The 18216-nt window shown below is 63.2% G+C and carries 21 protein-coding genes; 17 read left to right on the top strand and 4 right to left on the bottom strand.

The features are described 5' to 3' along the window. Positions 1 to 42 precede the first annotated feature (42 nt). The 7 genes from PSEK12I1_RS0111740 to PSEK12I1_RS0111770 are packed head-to-tail and all read left to right on the top strand — an operon-like array spanning position 43 to position 6961. A complete protein-coding gene (locus PSEK12I1_RS0111740; RefSeq protein ID WP_037006948.1) occupies positions 43 to 1107 on the top strand; it encodes an FAD-dependent oxidoreductase in 1065 nt (354 codons plus the stop codon). Further along, positions 1088 to 2719 carry a hypothetical protein gene (locus tag PSEK12I1_RS0111745; protein WP_231500995.1) on the top strand — a complete coding sequence of 544 codons (1632 nt, stop codon included), beginning with the start codon at positions 1088 to 1090 and terminating at the stop codon, positions 2717 to 2719. Before PSEK12I1_RS0111740 ends, PSEK12I1_RS0111745 begins: the two co-directional genes overlap by 20 nt. A 5-nt stretch (positions 2720 to 2724) precedes the next feature. After that, entirely contained in the window at positions 2725 to 3513 is a 789-nt protein-coding gene (locus PSEK12I1_RS0111750; RefSeq protein ID WP_037007070.1) for an NAD(P)-dependent oxidoreductase, read from the top strand. Beyond that, complete coding sequence (locus PSEK12I1_RS0111755; RefSeq protein WP_027601635.1) at positions 3513 to 4346, top strand: sugar phosphate isomerase/epimerase; 834 nt, start codon at positions 3513 to 3515, stop codon at positions 4344 to 4346. The genes PSEK12I1_RS0111750 and PSEK12I1_RS0111755 overlap by 1 nt, the downstream gene beginning before the upstream one ends. Then, positions 4343 to 4699, top strand: a complete 357-nt coding sequence (locus PSEK12I1_RS0111760; RefSeq protein ID WP_027598043.1) for an SMR family transporter — start codon at positions 4343 to 4345, stop codon at positions 4697 to 4699. Before PSEK12I1_RS0111755 ends, PSEK12I1_RS0111760 begins: the two co-directional genes overlap by 4 nt. A 13-nt stretch (positions 4700 to 4712) precedes the next feature. Then, positions 4713 to 5561 (top strand): glycosyltransferase family 2 protein, encoded by an 849-nt coding sequence (locus tag PSEK12I1_RS0111765; protein ID WP_027598042.1) that lies wholly within the window; start codon positions 4713 to 4715, stop codon positions 5559 to 5561. A 44-nt stretch (positions 5562 to 5605) separates the two neighbouring features. Beyond that, the gene (locus PSEK12I1_RS0111770) at positions 5606 to 6961 is read left to right on the top strand and encodes an MFS transporter (RefSeq protein ID WP_027601636.1); all 1356 of its coding nucleotides are present in this window, start codon (positions 5606 to 5608) and stop codon (positions 6959 to 6961) included. A gap of 42 nt (positions 6962 to 7003) precedes the next feature. On the opposite strand, the gene PSEK12I1_RS0111775 is transcribed toward PSEK12I1_RS0111770, so the two are convergent. The 4 genes from PSEK12I1_RS0111775 to flgA all read right to left on the bottom strand — a co-directional run bounded on the left by PSEK12I1_RS0111775 (position 7004) and on the right by flgA (position 9552). Continuing rightward, positions 7004 to 7738 carry a flagellar brake protein gene (locus PSEK12I1_RS0111775; RefSeq protein ID WP_027601637.1) on the bottom strand — a complete coding sequence of 245 codons (735 nt, stop codon included), beginning with the start codon at positions 7736 to 7738 and terminating at the stop codon, positions 7004 to 7006. Between the two features lie 88 nt (positions 7739 to 7826). Continuing rightward, positions 7827 to 8294 carry a flagella synthesis protein FlgN gene (locus tag PSEK12I1_RS0111780; protein WP_027601638.1) on the bottom strand — a complete coding sequence of 156 codons (468 nt, stop codon included), beginning with the start codon at positions 8292 to 8294 and terminating at the stop codon, positions 7827 to 7829. A 60-nt stretch (positions 8295 to 8354) separates the two neighbouring features. Continuing rightward, entirely contained in the window at positions 8355 to 8663 is a 309-nt protein-coding gene (gene flgM, locus PSEK12I1_RS0111785) for a flagellar biosynthesis anti-sigma factor FlgM (RefSeq protein WP_027598038.1), read from the bottom strand. A gap of 160 nt (positions 8664 to 8823) precedes the next feature. Beyond that, positions 8824 to 9552 (bottom strand): flagellar basal body P-ring formation chaperone FlgA, encoded by a 729-nt coding sequence (flgA, locus tag PSEK12I1_RS0111790; protein WP_081737478.1) that lies wholly within the window; start codon positions 9550 to 9552, stop codon positions 8824 to 8826. Between the two features lie 98 nt (positions 9553 to 9650). Here flgA and PSEK12I1_RS0111795 point away from each other — a divergent pair, with 98 nt between their 5' ends. The 10 genes from PSEK12I1_RS0111795 (at position 9651) to PSEK12I1_RS0111840 (ending at position 18211) form a co-directional block, all read left to right on the top strand. After that, positions 9651 to 10583: a chemotaxis protein CheV gene (locus tag PSEK12I1_RS0111795; protein ID WP_007160449.1), complete on the top strand. Its 933-nt coding sequence runs from the start codon at positions 9651 to 9653 to the stop codon at positions 10581 to 10583. 42 nt (positions 10584 to 10625) lie between these two features. Continuing rightward, on the top strand, positions 10626 to 11453 hold the full coding sequence (gene cheR / locus PSEK12I1_RS0111800) for a protein-glutamate O-methyltransferase CheR (protein WP_027601640.1): 828 nt from the start codon (positions 10626 to 10628) through the stop codon (positions 11451 to 11453). 222 nt (positions 11454 to 11675) lie between these two features. Further along, the gene (gene flgB, locus PSEK12I1_RS0111805; protein ID WP_017642008.1) at positions 11676 to 12098 is read left to right on the top strand and encodes a flagellar basal body rod protein FlgB; all 423 of its coding nucleotides are present in this window, start codon (positions 11676 to 11678) and stop codon (positions 12096 to 12098) included. Positions 12099 to 12100: 2 nt separating this feature from the next. Further along, on the top strand, positions 12101 to 12538 hold the full coding sequence (flgC, locus tag PSEK12I1_RS0111810; RefSeq protein WP_027601641.1) for a flagellar basal body rod protein FlgC: 438 nt from the start codon (positions 12101 to 12103) through the stop codon (positions 12536 to 12538). A gap of 12 nt (positions 12539 to 12550) precedes the next feature. Beyond that, on the top strand, positions 12551 to 13261 hold the full coding sequence (locus PSEK12I1_RS0111815; protein WP_027601642.1) for a flagellar hook assembly protein FlgD: 711 nt from the start codon (positions 12551 to 12553) through the stop codon (positions 13259 to 13261). Between the two features lie 26 nt (positions 13262 to 13287). Further along, positions 13288 to 14637 carry a flagellar hook protein FlgE gene (gene flgE / locus PSEK12I1_RS0111820; RefSeq protein WP_027601643.1) on the top strand — a complete coding sequence of 450 codons (1350 nt, stop codon included), beginning with the start codon at positions 13288 to 13290 and terminating at the stop codon, positions 14635 to 14637. Positions 14638 to 14806: 169 nt separating this feature from the next. Then, on the top strand, positions 14807 to 15550 hold the full coding sequence (locus tag PSEK12I1_RS0111825) for a flagellar basal body rod protein FlgF (RefSeq protein ID WP_027601644.1): 744 nt from the start codon (positions 14807 to 14809) through the stop codon (positions 15548 to 15550). A 46-nt stretch (positions 15551 to 15596) separates the two neighbouring features. Further along, positions 15597 to 16382, top strand: coding sequence for a flagellar basal-body rod protein FlgG (flgG, locus tag PSEK12I1_RS0111830; protein ID WP_027598031.1), 786 nt, complete (start codon positions 15597 to 15599; stop codon positions 16380 to 16382). A gap of 21 nt (positions 16383 to 16403) precedes the next feature. Then, complete coding sequence (flgH, locus tag PSEK12I1_RS0111835) at positions 16404 to 17099, top strand: flagellar basal body L-ring protein FlgH (RefSeq protein WP_027601645.1); 696 nt, start codon at positions 16404 to 16406, stop codon at positions 17097 to 17099. An 11-nt stretch (positions 17100 to 17110) separates the two neighbouring features. Then, positions 17111 to 18211: a flagellar basal body P-ring protein FlgI gene (locus PSEK12I1_RS0111840; RefSeq protein ID WP_007160438.1), complete on the top strand. Its 1101-nt coding sequence runs from the start codon at positions 17111 to 17113 to the stop codon at positions 18209 to 18211. Positions 18212 to 18216 lie beyond the last annotated feature (5 nt).

The following is an 18216-nucleotide window of genomic DNA, read 5'->3' on the forward strand; positions in this document are numbered from 1 at the left end:
ATGAGAGATGCGATCGTCATAGGTGGCGGGTTTTACGGGGCCATGACGGCCCTGTATCTCATGCGCGTGAGAGGCTTTGCGAAAGTCACTCTGGTCGAGCGGGAAGACGGGCTGTTGAAGCGCGCCTCTTATCACAATCAGGCACGCGTCCATAACGGTTATCACTATCCCCGCAGTTTCGTCACGGCCTTTCGCAGTCGAGTCAACTTGCCGCGCTTCTTGCGCGATTATCCGGATGTGGTGGTGCGCGACTTCACCAAGTTGTATGCCATTGCCCGCAACAACTCCAAGGTCACGGCCAAACAGTTCGAACGCTTCTGTCAGGGGATCGAGGCGTCGCTGCAACCGGCGTCCGAGGAATTAAGTCGATTGTTCGACGATCGACTGATCGAGGCGGTTTATCTCACCGAGGAATATGCCTTCAACTCCGCCGTACTCGCCGCTGAAGTGAGTCGCGAACTGGATGCCGTCGGCGTCGAGTTGCGCTTCAAGAGTCGCGTGACGGCGATCCGCGGCGAAAGTGGCGGCCTGGGGGTCGACGTGGTGGACGAAGCCGGCGGCCAGGAGGAGATGCAGTGCCGCTATCTCTTCAACTGCACCTACAGCGGCCTCAACCAGTACGGTGGCGATTTCCCCGGGACCGCCACCCGGCTGCGTCACGAAATCACCGAGATGGCGCTGGTGGAGATGCCTCCGGAACTGCGCAACCTCGGGGTGACGGTCATGGACGGTCCGTTCTTTTCCATGATGCCGTTCCCGGCCCGGGGTCTGCACACCCTTTCCCATGTGCGCTACACCCCGCACCTGAACTGGGAAGACGCCAATGGCACCGATCCCTATGCGCTGCTGGACGGCTATGACCGCGCCTCGCGGGCGGACTGGATGGTGCGCGACGTGGCCCGCTACATGTCGGCAGCGGCGCGGGTGGAGTACCGGGATTCGCTGTTCGAGGTGAAGACCATTCTGATGAAGAACGAAGGCGACGACGGCCGTCCCATCCTCTTCGAACAACATCCCCAACTGCCCGGCTGCTATTCGATGCTGGGTGGCAAGATCGACAACATTTTCGATGCCCTGGAGCGCCTCGATGCCGAACCCTTCCACTGAAGCGACACCCAGGGGGGTGTCCGGCGTCGCCGGCTTCATCAGCGTTCTGGTCTTTTCCATCATCAATTTCTTTCTGTTCGGCAAGGGCGTCATCCTCGATCCCTTCCACCAGGGGGAGTATTTCGCCACATTGCCGACGCTTCTGCACAGTCAGCCGGGCGCCCATGCCTTCACCATCCATGGTGGCCTGGATTTCATCCCGGTATGGCTGGCGGAGACCTGGTTCGGCGCCCAGCACACCTTCCTGGTGACCCAGATCCTCTATGGGCTGTGCAACACCGGTGCGGCACTGCTGCTCTGGGGAACGGCCGTGTTGCTGTGCCCGGTGCCCAAGGGCCGCGCGCGCCTGATCCTGCTGGTCGCCGTGGGCGCCGTGGCGACCCAGGTGGTGGGCTATCGCGATCTCTTCCTGCTGCTGTCGCTGTTCCTCTTCTGCCTGCATCGCAAGGTGGAGACCACGCCGCGGCGACTGCTGTGCGAGGTGCTGCTGGGCCTGGCGGCCGGCTTCAACCTGTTCTGGTCCTATGACCGCGGCATCGCCGGGGTGCTGGCCATCGGCTCGGCGGTACTGCTCACGCTGCTCCTGCAGCGGCGGCATGTCCTGTCTCTGCTGAGCTTCGTGGCGACTGTCGGCTGGCTTGGCTTTGGTACCGATTTCTTCGCCCTGACCGATTACGTCAAGAACCTGACCTTCCTCCTGGAGACCTCGTCCCAGTGGGGCTACGGGCTGAGTGCCCGGCCGCTGGCGCTGAGCTTGCTGCTGGCGGTGCCCACGGCCCTGGCAGGTTTCGCCCTGATCCGTTGTCTGCCCTGGCCATGGCGCTGGAGCGAGGACCTGCCACTGATCGGTGCCCTGGCCGTGCTGCTCGCGATCTTCTTCAAGATCGGAGTCAATCGCGCGGACTTTCAGCACATCCAGATGGGTTTCTGGATCCCCCTGCTGAGTCTGCTCTATGCCGCCCGGCGGCAACGCCTCGCGCGCAACGGCGGCTGGGATATCTCGGCCCATCCGCGCGCGGCTGCTGCGGCAATTGCCGCCGCCGTGCTGCTGGGGCTGGTCGGACTTAATCCCTCGCCGTTCTTCGCGGTGCTGCTGGTGGGTGCGCTGCTGGCCTTTAGCCGACGCCTGCTGGTGCCGGCCCTGGCAGGGCTACTGGTGCTGCTCGCCGCCTTCAACCTCTACAAGTCGCCGGTGGAGCGGGTGTGGGCTCAGGGACTCGCCTGGGTACCGGCGCTGACCGCCTTGCCGGATGACGCCGCCCTGGCAACGCCCGGAGTGCAATGGGCCTCGCAGCGCCTGCTGGAGAGCGGCGCCCATTGTGTGTTCGACCTGGCCAACAACGGGGTCATCAACGGGGTGACCGATCTGCCGGCCTGTACCAAGTACATCTATCCGGTCTATGCCACGCCGCCCTACGAGGCCGATCTGCTCAGCGATCTGCAGCATGCCGATCCGCCGGCGGTGGTGTATTCGACGACCTTCTGGTCATTCAACCTGAACAACATTTCCATGCACGACAAGTTTCCACGACTCAAGGCCTACCTGGACGAGCGTTATCCCGTCGAGGAGTGCCAACCGGACTATTGCCTGAGATTCAAGACCAAGGGGTGAGCAACATGAAGACCGACGCATTGATAGGGTACAGCGGCTTCGTGGGGTCGACGCTGCTCAAGCAGAAGGCCTTCGGCGCGCTGTTTCGCTCCACCAATATCGACCAGATCGGCGACCAGCCCTATGGCCAGGTCATCTGCGCCGGCGCCCCCGCCCAGAAGTGGATCGCCAATCGCGATCCCGAGGCCGATCGCCAGAAGATCGATGGCCTGATCGGTCATCTGTCGCGGATCCAGTGCGATTCCTTCGTGCTGATCAGCACCGTGGACGTCTTCAAGCAGCCGCTCGGGGTGGATGAGACCACCGCGGTGGACGAAGAGGGCCTGCACGCCTACGGCGCCAATCGCTATCGACTGGAGCAGTTCGTCCGGGAGCATTTCGCCAATGCCCTGATCGTCCGCCTGCCAGGCCTGGTCGGGCCGGGCCTGCGCAAGAACGTGATCTACGACCTGCTCAACGACAACAACCTGCACGCGGTGGAAAGTCGCGGCGTCTTCCAGTTCTATCCGATGGTCAATCTCGGCTATGACATCCAGACCGCCCAGGCCGCCGGGCTGGACCTGGTGCACCTGACCGCCGAGCCCATCAGCGTGGCGGACATCGCCCGCCAGGGCTTCGGACGCGACTTCGGCAACACCCTGGAGGGTACGCCGGCGCGCTACGATTTTCGCAGCGTGCATGCCGAGGTCTTCGGCGGGCGTGACGGCTACCAGTACAGCGCCCGCGACACCCTGCTCGCGGTCCGCGCCTACGCCCAGTCGGAACCCCCGGTCATCAAGGCGGAGGGTCAGTGATGCGCATCGCCATCTCCAATATCGCCTGGGACCCGACCGATGACGCCATGGTCGCCGAGATCCTGCAGCAATACCGGGTCGATGCCATCGACATCGCGCCCGGCAAGTACTTCGCCGATCCCAAGACGGCCACCGCCCAGGACATCCAGGCAGTGCGTCAGCAGTGGCAGGCCCGTGGCATCGAGATCACCGGCATGCAGGCCCTGCTGTTCGGCACCACCGGACTCAATGTCTTTGGCGCCGACGATATCCAGCGCGCGCTGCTGGCGCAGCTGGAGGGCGTCTGCCGGGTCGCCGAGGGACTGGGCGCGACGCGCCTGGTGTTCGGCTCGCCGCGCAATCGCGATCGCTCGGGCTTGAGTGACGACCAGACCCTGGCACAGGCACGGGATTTCTTCCGCCGTCTGGGCGATGTGGCCGCTACCCATGGCGTGCAGATCTGTCTGGAGCCGAATCCGCCCCGCTATGGCGCTAACTTCATGATCGACAGCGATTCCACCGCCGCCGTGGTGCGGGCGGTCGAGCATCCGGCGATCCGCATGCAACTCGATACCGGCGCCCTGACCATCAACGAGGAAGATGCCGCTCGCGTGCTCGAAGAGCATGCGGAGCTGATCGGTCACGTCCATGCCAGCGAGCCGGACCTGGTGACCCTGGGGGAGGGCGGTACCAACCACGATGGCATCGCCTTCGCCCTGACCCGCCGCTTGCCGGAGCAGGTCGTCAGCATCGAGATGCTGCCGGCCAAGCAGGGCTCCAACCTGGCCGCGCTGGAGCGTGGCGTCCAGGTCGCGGTCAAGGCCTATCGAGACCTGCCGGAGGCTGCCGCATGAAGTGGCTGATCCTGATCCTGGGCATCGCGTCCAACGCCTCGGCGAGCGTGCTGGTGAAACTGGCCATGCTGCCGCCGCGGCGTTTTCCCAGCCTGAGCGATCCCATGGCTGCGCTGGCCAACTGGCCGTTCTGGCTCGGGCTGTTCATGTATGGCCTGGCCTTTCTGCTGTATGCCGCCGCCCTCGCCAAGCTGCCGCTGAACGTGGCGCATCCGGTGCTGACGGCCGGCGCCATCGCCAGCGTCGCGTTGCTGTCGGTGGTGATCTTTCGCGAAGCCTTTCCCTGGACCACGGCGGCAGGCATCGTCCTGATCATTGCCGGCGTCGCCCTCATCACGGCCCGTGTCGGTTGAACCTGGAGGACCTATGACTACTGCAATTCCCGCCACCGAGCGCGCCCTCTGGCAGGTGCCCAGCTATTCGACGACCTTCTGGAACGGCCGTAGCCGCCCGCACTGCGTGGTGATTCCGGTCATCAACGAAGGCGAGCGCATTCTCAATCTCCTGCGGCGCATGGCGGCGGTCAGGATCGCCGACATCGCCGATGTCATCATCGTCGACGGCGGCAGCACCGATGGCTCGCTGGAGCCGCAACGGCTGCAGGAACTGGGCGTCCGCGGGCTGCTGGTCAAGACCGCGCCGGGCAAGCTGAGCGCCCAGCTGCGCTGCGCCTATGCCTTCGTCCTCGACGAGGGTTACACCGGCATCGTGACCATCGACGGCAACGACAAGGACGACCCGGACGCCATTCCGCGCTTCATTGAAGCCATCGAGCAGGGTTACGATTTCGTCCAGGCCTCGCGCTTTCTGGCTGGCGGCGTGGCGGAGAACACCCCCAAGTCCCGCGACTTCGCCATTCGCTTCATCCATGCCCCCATGCTGAGCCTGGCCTCGGGTTTCCACTGGACCGACACCACCCAGGGTTTCCGCGCCTACAGCCGGGCCATGCTGCTGGATCCGCGCGTGGCACCGTTCCGCGACGAGTTCACCACCTACGAGTTGCTGGCCTATCTGTCCTACCGGGTACCGAAATTGGGCTATCGCTGCGTGGAACTCCCCACCGTGCGGCGCTATCCGAAGGGCGAGGTACCCACCAAGATCAGCAGCGTCAGAGGTAATCTGTCGGTGTTGCAGGTACTGATGAAGGCCTGTGCAGGCCACTACAACCCACGCCTGGGCGAGGATGCCCAGTTGGCAGCGCAACGACGAAGCTGATCCCGTCGCGCTCGCCTGATGCGCAAGAGACGATGGAGTAGGCAATGGTGCGTGTGCTGTCGGCGTTTCGCGGGCTCTATTTCGCGACGCTGTTGATGTTGATCGGGACCGGTCTGCTGAGTACCTATCTAGGCCTGCGACTGGCCGCCGATCAGGTGCAGGGACTCTGGGTCGGCGCTCTGACCGCCGCCTATTACGCGGGACTGGTGATAGGCGGCAAGCTGGGGCATCGGCTGATCGCCAAGGTTGGCCATATCCGCGCCTATGTGACCTGCGCCGGGGTGGTCGGCGCCGCGGTGCTGGGCATCGGCCTGCTGCCCTGGTTGCCGGTGTGGCTGGCGCTCAGGGTACTGATCGGCATGGGCATGATGTGCCAGTACATGGTGCTGGAAAGCTGGCTCAACGAGCAGGCTGGGCCTGGCGAGCGGGGCAAGGTCTTTTCCGGCTACATGACCGCCTCCTACCTTGGCCTGGCGCTGGGGCAGGTGGTGCTGGTGCTCTCGCCCGATCTCGGCGTCGACAAGCTGATGCTGGTCGCCATCTGCTATGCCCTGTGCCTGGTGCCAGTCGCGGTCACCGGCAAGATCCACCCGGCGCCGCTCAAGCCGGCGCCGCTCGAGCCCACGTTCTTCATCCAGCGGATTCCGCAGTCGTTGACGACGACCCTGGTCGCCGGACTGGTGATCGGCTCCTTCTATGGCCTGGCGCCGCTCTATGCCAGCGCCCAGGGCCTGCCCACCGAGCGCATCGGCCTGTTCATGGCCTGCTGCATCTTCGCCGGTCTGATCGCCCAGTGGCCGATCGGCTGGCTTTCGGATCGGCACGATCGCAGCTGGCTGATCCGCGTGGTCGCCATCGCCCTGACTCTCGCCGCCCTGCCGTTGGCCGTGCTGCCCCATGTGCCGCCAGTGGTGCTGCTACCCCTCGGCCTCATCGCCAGCCTGCTGCAGTTCGTGCTGTATCCGCTGGCGGTGGCGCTGTCCAATGACCATATCGAAGGGGAGCGCCGGGTCTCCTTGAGTGCCATGCTGCTGGTGACCTTTGGCATCGGTGCCTGTATCGGTCCGCTGGTGGTGGGGGCGCTGATGAATCTGGTCGGACCCAATATGCTCTATGCCTTCGTCGTCCTCTGCGGGGCTATCCTGATCTGGCGCATCCGGCCGGATGCAGTCACCGGCAAGCACCTGGTCGACGAGGCGCCGCTGAGCCATGTGCAGATGCCCGAAGGGTCGACCAGTTCGCCGCTGGCGGCCGCGCTGGATCCACGGGTCGATAGCCAGGTGGTACACGACCAGATGCATACTGAACCGGTCGTGGAGGAGGAACCCGCCGAGGAGGGGGCACCTCTGCAGGAAGAGATCGAGTTTCCCCAGAATCCGCCTGAATCCAAGGCGACCTGATAGTTGGAGGAGGGCGCCCAGCAGCCGTGGGCGCCCGATCGGTCACTCGAACCGGCGATTTTCTCGCTGCAGCTGGTAGATGAAGCGCTCGACCTGGCGCTGGGCTGCGCCACTGAGGTTGTCGAAGCAGACGCCCACGTCGCTGTATTCCAGGCGGTCCGGACAGGCGACGTGGCGGATGGTCACCGGCGTATTGATGGCGCCTATGGGCAACTCGGCGGTAAAGCTCTGGACCCGCTGCCCGGGTTGCAGCAAGTGGGTCACGTTGCCGGGAAAGCGTAGCTTGCAGCCCGTGGCCGACAGGTCGATCAGTTGACCACGCAGCTGGATCTGGCTATTGCCCTGGCTCAACTCGGCCGTCGCCGGCTGGGTCAGCAGCAGCTTGACCCGATAGGCATTGCGCCGCTGGTGATAGGTGAGCTCAGTGGGCAGGCCGATCCAATAGCAGCGATTGCCGTCCAGTTCGCTGAACTCGACCGGGCGATCGATCTGCCAGGTGACCTTTATGCCTTCGTGGAAGCTGTCCACCCGAAACGCCTGGCCCTGTTCGAGCAGGCGTTCGGCTTCGCGTGGGATGAACTCGTCCAGCGCGATCAGTCCCTTGGCTTCGTCGATTTCGACGACGAAGCTCTGGAATTGCTGCCCCTGACGATTGAAGGTGATCCGCAGCGGAATGTGCTGCTGTTGCGCCGGCCGCAGGCAGGCCAGGATCTCGCCCTTGGAGCGATAGATCTGGGGTGGCTGAGCGGCGTTGTCGCTAGCGGAAGAACCTTGCACCTGGAAACTCCTGTAAACAGCGGTCAGCAAGAATACTGGCTAGCTGCCATCTGTACAGCAAAAACGCGTTGGGGGAAAAGCTTCGAGCTCAAGCCGAACTCAGCGGACGCTGATAACCGCCACCGGTCTGGCTGCCGCGGCGGTTGTACAGCGTGGGTGCCGAGGTGCCCTGCAGCACGTTCAGCAGCTTGCCGACCACGAAGCGGTTGGCCTGGATGATCTGGCCATTGCGGACGTTGTGCGCCTTGCACTGCTCCATGAGCTGCGCGAGCCGACTGGAAAGCGCCAGCAGTTCTTCCCCATCGGGTAGCCGCGCAGCCAGGGCTTGCAAGCCCTGCAGATCCGCGCGCAGACCGTGGGCCTGGAGCAGGGCAGTGCGCTGCTGGGCATGCTGGTCGAGCTGCTTGAGCAGGATCTGCTTGGTGCCCAGCAGGGCTTCCAGCCGATCGAGCTGACGCTCGCTCAATGCCTGGAATTCCTGCTCGATCAGGGCCAGCAGTTGCTCGCTCAGGTCGATGTCGTGGCGGGTGATTTCGAGCAAGGTGGCATTGGGCATGGCACGGTTTCCTTTCGAACGTTAGAGACGATCGTCAGAAAGGCCGTGCCGAACCGGGCGTCAGGACTCGAACGCCATCAGTTTGTCGGCCACTTTCTGGCTGTCGACCTTGTAAGAGCCATCGGCGATGGCCTGTTTCAGGCGGCTGACCTTGTCGCTGTCGACCACCGGCAGATCCTTTAGCCCTGCCGTCAGGGAGCTCAGTTGCTTGGCTTCAGCGCTCAAGCTGACCGACTCGCCGGAGGCGGTGCTCTGGGTAGCCTTGACGTCGCTGGTCTGAGCCGCGGACACGTCCTTGGTGGACGCCGCCTTGGTATTGCCTATGCCCGCAGTAGAGGACGAATTCAGGCGATTGATATCTAGAGCCATGAGTGGAGATCCTCGTGTCGTCTCGTTCGCATGTCCGGCTTATCGGCGAGCAATGCCGAAACTTTAGCCGTAGACCTGTGCGCCCCGTTACATCCTTCGACAGGATGACGCGCAGAGGTTCAGGAAGCGGACGTTCAAGGTACCTCTTTTGGCTCCTGCGCTAAAGGGCTACCTCCACCTGGCCCTGATCGACGACCCGACCGTGGATTACCCGGTTGGAGCTGAGGTTGCGTACGCGGATCTCCTCGTCCTTGGCGCCGGCGCTGAGGGCCTCGCCCTGCATGCGGATGCTGAAGGAGGCGCTGCGGGCATTGATGACCACCTGCTCGCCCTTGCGAATGAGTTCGGCCTGCTCGATAAAGGACGGCGCCAGGACCTGCTCGCTGACCACCTGACGCTTCAGCTGGGTGCCTATCACCTGCTCCAGGCTGGTCAGGTAGCCCTGGGTCAGGGTGCCGACATCACGCTCCACCAGCGCCACGTTCTGGCTGTCCAGCACCGCGCCACGCAACAGGGGCTGCAGCGTGACCACCACTGGGCGATACAGCTTGACCTGCGCGGGCACGAATACCGTCCAGGGACTGCCGCCCTCGCAGCGTACCTTGACGTTGATCCGACCCACCGGCATTGGATTGCCCTGCTGCGACAGCGTCAGGGGTTTGTCGCAGGCGGCCAGTCGCAGGCGGGAATCCAGCGAGTTGATCTGGGTTTCATGGCGCGCGTTGGAATTGGTCTCCAGCAAATATTCCTGCACGCGCTCCTCAAGAAAACTTTCGACGGCGCCGATAAGTTCGTCAGATGAGGTGTAGTCGCCTTCTGCATAGGCCTTTCCGCCCAGGCATGTCAGGATCAGCACAAGATTCGCAGCCCAGCGGCAAGAAGTCTTCATAGGTCGGAAACACGTCGCTTCGATCTTCATGAGTCACATCTAAGCAAGCCCTGTGCCGAGTTTTCCAACCGGTCCGTGGCAACGAGAGGAGTCGCCAAATGGCTGGTGTATTGGACGCAGTCAACCAACGTACCCAACTGGTGGGCCAGAACCGTCTGGAACTGCTGCTGTTCCGCCTGGACGGCTCGCAGCTCTATGGCATCAACGTCTTCAAGGTGAAGGAGGTGCTGCAGTGCCCCAAACTCACCGTGATGCCGAAATCGAGTCCGGTGGTACGGGGCGTGGCCAGCATTCGCGGCGGCACCTTTCCCATCATCGACCTGGCCATGGCCACCGGTCGCCGTGGGCTGGAAGACATCAACAACTGCTTCGTGATCATCACCGAGTACAACACCAAGGTGCAGGGCTTCCTGGTGCGCTCGGTGGAGCGGATCGTCAACATGAACTGGGAAGGCATCAACCCGCCGCCCAAGGGCACCGGTCGTGATCACTACCTAACCGCCGTCACCCGGGTCGACAACCAGCTCGTCGAGATCATCGACGTGGAAAAGATCCTGTCCGAAGTCGCACCGTCCGTCGAAACCGTGTCGGCCGGCGTCATCAGCGAAGTGGTACAGGCCAAGGCCGTCACCAAGCGCGTCCTGATCGTCGACGACTCCTCGGTGGCCCGCAAGCAGGTGAGTCGCTGCCTGGAAACCGTCGGGGTAGAGGTCATCTCCCTCAACGACGGCCGCCAGGCCCTGAATTACCTCCAGGCCATGGTGGCCGAAGGCAAGCGCCCGGAAGAGGAATTGCTGATGATTATTTCCGACATCGAGATGCCGGAAATGGATGGCTACACCCTGACGGCGGAAATCCGTCATGATTCGCGGATGCAGAAAGTGCATATACTGCTGCATACCTCCTTGTCCGGCGTCTTCAACCAGGCGATGGTCAAGAAGGTCGGTGCGGACGACTTCCTGGCCAAGTTCCGCCCCGATGATCTTGCCTCCCGGGTAGCCGAGCGCATCAACGCGGTCGACAGTCACTAGGTGAAGGCGTCTCTATCCCGGTATCCAGAAGGCGGAGCGGCAGTGTCAGCAGTCAACGCGGATTTTGTGCTTTTTCGTGATTTCCTCGAGAAATCCAGCGGGATCCTGCTCGGTGACAACAAGCAGTACCTCGTCTCCAGTCGGCTCAACAAGCTGATGGAGACCGAAGGGATCAAGACGTTGTCGGAGTTGGTGCAGCGCATCCAGATGCAGCCCCGTGGCGGGTTGCGGGAAAAGGTCATCGATGCGATGACGACCAACGAAACCCTGTGGTTTCGCGACACCTATCCCTTCGAGGTGCTCAAGAACCGCCTCTTGCCGGAGTTGACCAAGAACACCTTCGGCCAGCGCCTGCGGGTCTGGTCGGCGGCCTGCTCCTCGGGTCAGGAACCCTATTCGCTGTCCATGACCATGGACGAATTCGAGCGCAGTGCGGCAGGGCAGGGGCGTGGCGGCATGCAGATCGTGGCGACCGACCTGTCCGGTGCCATTCTCACCGCGGCCAAGTCCGGCGAATACGATTCGCTGGCGATCGGTCGGGGGCTGTCCCCGGAGCGCCTGCAGCGCTACTTCGACGTGCAGCAGCCGGGGCGCTGGGCGGTCAAGCCGGCGATTCGCAGCCGCATCGAATTCCGTGCGCTGAATCTGCTGGACAGCTATGCCAGCCTCGGCAAGTTCGACATGGTGTTCTGCCGCAACGTGCTGATCTACTTCTCCGCCGAGGTGAAGAAGGACATCCTCACGCGCATCCACGGCACCCTCAAGCCGGGCGGCTATCTGTTCCTGGGCGCCTCCGAGGCCCTCAATGGCCTGCCGGATCTCTATCAGATGGTGCAGTGCAATCCGGGCATCATCTACAAGGCCAAGTAGGCCGGTCGATGGACACCCCAAGGGCAGACCCAGGTCTGCCCTTTCTTTTGCGCCAAAGTTTTGCCGCCCCGGCCTCGGGGCCCGGCAAGGACGGCGGAAAAACCTTGCCGCTTGCCGTCGTTCTGACTGCCACCTTGCGCTAAGCCCTTGATTTAGATGGATGCTGGAGACTGGCACGGGCCTTGCTAAATCGCTTGCAAGCCACGTCAAAGGTCTCTCGACATGAGCATCAGTTTCGACAAAGCACTCGGGTTGCACGAGCAGGCGCTGAACTTCCGTTCGCAGCGTGCCGAGGTGTTGGGCAACAACATCGCCAATGCCGACACCCCGGGCTACAAGGCACGGGATCTGGATTTCAGCGCCGTGATGGCGGAGCAGGCGGCCAAGAGCGCGCCGGGGGCTTCCGGCCACTATCAGCTGGAAACCACCAACAGCCGCCATATCGCTGCCGAAGGCTTCGACATGGGCATGGGCGACTCAGCGTTGAAATATCGCATCCCCACTCAGCCCTCGGTGGACCAGAACACCGTGGATGCGCAGGTCGAGCAGGCCAACTACGCGGAGAACGCGATGAATTTCCAGGCCAGTTTCACCCTGCTCAATAGCAAGTTCAAGGGGCTGATGTCGGCCCTGCGCGGAGAATAGCCATGTCCCTGAGTTCGCTGTTCAACATCGCCGGCAGCGGGATGAGCGCCCAGAACGTTCGCCTCAATACCGTGGCCAGCAACATGGCCAACGCCGATTCCGTGTCTTCCAGCGTCGACCAGACCTACAAGGCGCGGCATCCGGTGTTCGCCGCCCAGCTCAACGACGCCCAGGGTGGCGCCTCGCTGTTCGACGACCAGGGCCAGGCCGGGGTCGGGGTGGAGGTCAAGGGCATCGTCGAGGACCAGAGCGAGGTGCAGAAGCGCTATGAGCCCAACCACCCGATGGCGGACAAGGACGGCTACGTCTACTACCCCAACGTGAACGTGGTGGAAGAGATGGCCGACATGATTTCGGCCAGTCGCGCCTTCCAGACCAATGCGGAAATGATGAATACCGCCAAACAGATGATGCAGAAGGTACTGACCCTCGGTCAGTAAGGAACCGGCGCCATGGCCATAAGCACGACCAATTCCACCGCTCAATCGGTGCTCGACAAGTACTCCGTCAACAAGACGAGTGCCACGGGTGACAGCAGCGGTAGCGAGACCAAGAAGAGCAGCCAGCTCGGCAAGGACGAATTCCTCAAGCTGATGGTCGCCCAGATGAACAACCAGAATCCGCTGGAGCCCCAGGGCAACGGCGAATTCATCGCGCAGCTGGCGCAGTTCAGTACCGTCGAGGGCATCACCAACCTCAACACCAGCGTCAGCTCGATCCTCTCCGGCAGTCAGTCTTCCCAGGCGCTGCAGGCGTCCACCCTGGTGGGCCGCAAGGTGATCGTCGATACCGACAAGGTCAAGGTGGATACCAGTGCGGACTTCAAGGGTGCGCTCAATCTGACCGCGTCCAGTCCGAACGTCTGGGTCAACGTCTACAACGACGCGGGCAGTCAGGTGAATCGGCTGAATCTGGGGCAGCAGTCCAGCGGCCTGGTGAACTTCACCTGGGATGGCACCGACGCCAGCGGCAAGAAGCTGGATGCCGGCACCTACCGCTTCGAGGCCCAGGCGAACGTGAACGACACCACCACGGCCATGAAGACCAGTCTGCCGGCCAACGTCGACAGCGTGACGCTGGGGCAGAACGGCGGCGAAATGACACTCAACCTTGCCGGCGTCGGCAGCATCGGCATCTCCAAAGTCCAGGCGGTCGGCCAGTAAGGCGCGGCACACGAGAGGAATCCAGCATGTCTTTCAATATCGGTTTGAGCGGCATCAAGGCCGCGTCCAGTGACCTCAATATCACCGGCAACAACATCGCCAACGCCAGCACCGTCGGCTTCAAGCAATCGCGGGCGGAGTTCCAGGATCTCTATGCCGCCTCGGTATTGGGCACCGGCAAGAATGCCCAGGGCAGCGGCGTGCTGCTGGGTAACGTCGGCCAGCTGTTCAACCAGGGCACCATCGATTCAACGCAGAACGCGCTGGACATGGGCATCAACGGCAACGGCTTCTTCGTCACCAGCAACAATGGTGCTATCCAGTACACCCGTGCCGGTTACTTCGGCACCGACAAGCAAGGCTTCATTGTCGACAACAACGGCTACAGGCTGCAGGGCTATACCACCAACGACCAGGGCCTGCTGCAGCCGGGCGTGCGCAGCGACCTGCGCATCGAGACCGCCAGTCAGGCGCCCAAGGCGTCCAGCTCGATCAAGCAGACGGTCAATCTGAATTCGACCCAGACGACGCCGACCACCACCCCGTTCAATCCGTCCGATCCGACCAGCTACAACTCCTCGACCTCGGTGAACATCTACGACAGCCAGGGCAACGCCCACGTCCTGTCGCAGTATTTCGTCAAGGGCGCGAACAACTCCTGGACCATGAACGTGCTGATCGACGGCCGCAATCCGGGCGACCCCACCAAGGAGGATGCGACCACCAAGGTCGCCACCCCCTATACCGTGACTCTGCCGTTCACCAGCAGTGGTGCGCTCGACGGTGCCAATGTGGCCTCGACCGATCTCAAGCAGGTCAATAACGCCACCACCAACACCTTCGAGGGCGTGCTCAAGCTGGACAACTGGGTACCGGCCATTTCCAACGGCGGCACCCCGGCGACCTGGTCCTCCAACGGCGCCGTGGCCAATCCGGCTGGCATCACCCTGGACATGCGTGGCTCGACCCAGTACAGCAGCGCCTTTGCCGTGACCAGCGTCAACCAGGACGGCTACACCACCGGCCAGCTGTCGGGCCTCGAGATCGATGACACTGGCCAGATCTTCGCGCGCTATACCAATGGTCAGTCCAAGGTGCAGGGCCAGGTCGTGCTGGCGAACTTCGCCAACGTCCAGGGCCTTACGCCCATGGGCAAGACCTCCTGGACCGAATCTTCCGAATCGGGCCAGCCGGTGGTGGGCACCCCGCGGGCCGGCACCCTGGGGGCCCTGCAATCCGGTGCGCTGGAGGCCTCCAACGTGGACATCTCCACGCAACTGGTCAACATGATCGTGGCGCAGCGCAACTACCAGGCGAACGCCAAGACGATCGAGACCGAAAACGCCATCACCCAGACCATCATCAACCTGCGTTGATGTCGTTTCTCTGACGGCTTGCCGCTCAGACGTCAGGAAAAGCCTCCTTCGGGAGGCTTTTCTATTTTCAAGCCCTTGATTCAGCAGGTTTTTCGTTTTCTGGAACGGGCCTTGCTAAAGAACCTCCGAACGCAAGCTTGGCGGCAATCTGCCGCCGTCGGAGGATCAGATGGACAAGCTGCTGTACGTCGCCATGACCGGCGCCAGCCAGAACGAAATGGCCCAGCGCGCCCATGCCAACAACCTGGCCAACGTCTCGACCTCGGGATTCCGCAAGGATCTCGAGCAGGCGCGCTCGATGCAGGTGTTCGGCGAGACCATGCCGTCGCGCGTCTATTCCATGAGCGAACGGCCGGCGACGGACTTCACGCCCGGCGCGCTGCAGGAAACCGGGCGTGATCTGGACGTGGCCATCCAGGGGCCGGGTTTCGTCGCGGTCCAGGATCCCTCCGGCAAGGAGGCCTATGTGCGTACCTCCAGCCTGCAGATCGACCCCCTCGGCATGCTGCGGACCGGCAGTGGTATGCCGGTGCTCGGCAATGGCGGACCCATCGCCGTGCCGCCCGCTTCCAAGGTGGAAATCGGTCAGGACGGCAGCATCACCATTCGCGGCTCCGGTCAGGCGGCCAATGCCCTGGCCCAGGTCGATCGCATCAAGCTGGTCAACCCCGACACCAAGCATATGGAAAAGGGGCTCGACGGCCTGCTGCACATGAAGCAGGGCCAGGCGGCGCCGCCCATGGATGCCAACGTGTCCCTGGTATCCGGCTTCGTCGAGTCGAGCAACGTCAATGCGGCGGAGGAGATGACCTCGATCCTGTCGCTGTCCCGCCAGTTCGAACTGCAGGTGAAGATGATGCGCAGCGCCGAAGACAACGACGCGGCGCTGGCAAAGGTTTTGCAATTCTCCTGATCAAGGCTAGCGCCGACGTAAAACCGGCACTTCGAGGAATACCATCATGATGTCGTCACTGTGGGTCGCCAAGACCGGTCTGTCCGCCCAGGACATGAACCTCACCACCATTTCCAACAACCTGGCCAACGTGTCCACCACAGGCTTCAAGCGCGACCGCGCCGAATTCCAGGACCTGCTGTACCAGATCCGGCGCCAGCCGGGTGCCCAGTCCACCCAGGACAATCAGCTGCCTTCCGGCCTGCAGCTGGGTACCGGTGTGCGCATCGTCGGCACCCAGAAGAACTTCACCGAGGGTTCGCTGCAGACCACCGACCAGCCGCTGGACATGGCCATCAACGGCGACGGCTTCTTCCAGGTGACCATGCCCGACGGGACCATCAACTACACCCGTGACGGCACCTTCCACCTGAATGCCGATGGCCAGCTCGTCACCGCCAACGGCTTCGCCCTGCAGCCCGCCATCGTGCTGCCGGCCGATACCAAGACCTTTACCGTCGGCGAAGACGGCACCGTGTCGGTCACCACCGCCGGCCAGGCCGCGCCCCAGGTCATCGGCAACCTGCAGATCGCCCAGTTCGTCAACCCGGGCGGTCTCCAGGCCGTGGGCCAGAACCTGTTCAGCGAGACCGCCTCCAGCGGCGCGCCCCAGGTTGGCACCCCGGGTTTGAACGGCCTCGGCACCGTCCTACAGAGCACCCTGGAAAACTCCAACGTGAGCACGGTGGAGGAGCTGGTGAACATGATCACCACCCAGCGCGCCTACGAGATGAATTCCAAGGTCATCAAAGCGGCCGACGACATGCTCGGCTTCGTCAGTCAACAGCTCTAATCCCCTGTGAGGACGCGCTCCATGAAACCTCTGTTCGCCGTCGCCCCGCTCCTGGGAGCGCTCGTACTCGCAGGATGCGTAGCCCCGGCCGCCAAGCCGGACGATCCCTATTACGCTCCGGTGTTGCCGCGCACGCCGGTGCCGGCGGCGCAGAACAACGGCGCCATCTTCCAGTCGGGGTTCGAACAGAATCTCTATACCGACCGCAAGGCCTTCCGCGTGGGCGACATCATCACCGTCACCCTGCAGGAGAAGACCCAGGCCAGCAAGAACGCCAGTTCCGACGTCGCCAAGAACAGCAAGGCGACCCTCGGGCTGACCTCGCTGTTCGGGGCCAAGCCGAAGATCCCCAATCCCCTGGCCGACGGCGACCTGAGCCTGGACGCCGGCTTCTCCGGCAATCGCTCCAACACCGGCAAGTCCACGGCGGCCCAGGGCAACAGCCTGTCCGGTTCGCTGACCGTGACCATCGCCGAGGTACTGCCCAACGGCATCCTGGTGGTCCGCGGCGAGAAGTGGCTGACGCTCAACACCGGCAACGAACTCATGCGCATCCAGGGCATGGTCCGCGCCGATGACATCGCCACCGACAACACCGTGTCGTCCACCCGCGTGGCCGATGCGCGGATCACCTATTCGGGCACCGGCGCCTTCGCCGATGCCAGTCAGCCGGGCTGGCTGAGCCAGTTCTTCGGCAGCCCGCTGATGCCCTTCTGAGGATGAGCGCCATGTTCAAGACCCTCATCGCCGCTGCCGCCCTGGCCCTGGTCATGCCCCTGGCCCAGGCGGATCGGCTGAAGGACATCGCCAGCATCCAGGGCGTGCGGACCAACCAGCTGATCGGCTACGGCCTGGTGGTGGGTCTGCCCGGTACCGGCGACCAGACCACCCAGACGCCCTTCACCGTGCAGACCTTCAACAACATGCTGGCCCAGTTCGGCATTAAGGTACCGCCGGGTACCACCGCGCAGCTGAAGAACGTCGCCGCGGTGTCCATCCATGCCGATCTGCCGGCCTTCGCCAAGCCCGGCCAGACCATCGACATCACGGTGTCCTCCATCGGCAACTCCAAGAGCCTGAGAGGCGGCAGCCTGCTGCTCTCGCCGCTCAAGGGGATCGATGGCCAGATCTACGCCATCGCCCAGGGCAACCTGGTGGTGGGTGGTTTTGACGCCGAAGGTCGCGATGGCTCGAAGATCACCGTCAACGTTCCGTCGTCCGGCCGCATTCCCAATGGCGCCACCGTCGAGCGGCCGGTGCCGAGCGGCTTCGACCAGGGCAACAGCATCACGCTGGACCTCAATCGCAGCGACTTCACCACCGCCAAGCGCATCGTCGACAAGATCAACGAGACACTTGGCGCGGGTGTTGCATCTGCTGTTGATGCCGGATCGATTCGCGTCACGGCGCCGGTGGATCCCAGCCAGCGCGTCGACTACATCTCGATCCTGGAGAACATGGAAGTGGATCCGGGACAGGCGGTGGCCAAGGTCATCGTCAACTCCCGTACCGGGACCATCGTCATCGGCCAGAACGTCAAGGTCTCGCCGGCGGCGGTGACCCAGGGCAGCCTGACCGTGACCATCAGCGAGGACCCCCAGGTGAGCCAGCCCAATCCCTTGTCGGGTGGGCAGACGGTGGTGACTCCCCAGTCGACCGTCAAGGCCAAGCAGGAGGCCAAGCCGATGTTCAAGTTCGGTCCGGGTACCACGTTGGACGAGATCGTGAGAGCGGTGAATCAGGTGGGCGCTGCGCCCAGCGACCTGGTCGCCATTCTCGAAGCGTTGAAACAGGCCGGCGCCTTGCAGGCCGATCTGATCGTTATCTAAGGAGA

Source organism: Pseudomonas sp. MOIL14HWK12:I1 (assembly GCF_000510705.1).
GTDB lineage: Bacteria > Pseudomonadota > Gammaproteobacteria > Pseudomonadales > Pseudomonadaceae > Chryseomonas > Chryseomonas oryzihabitans.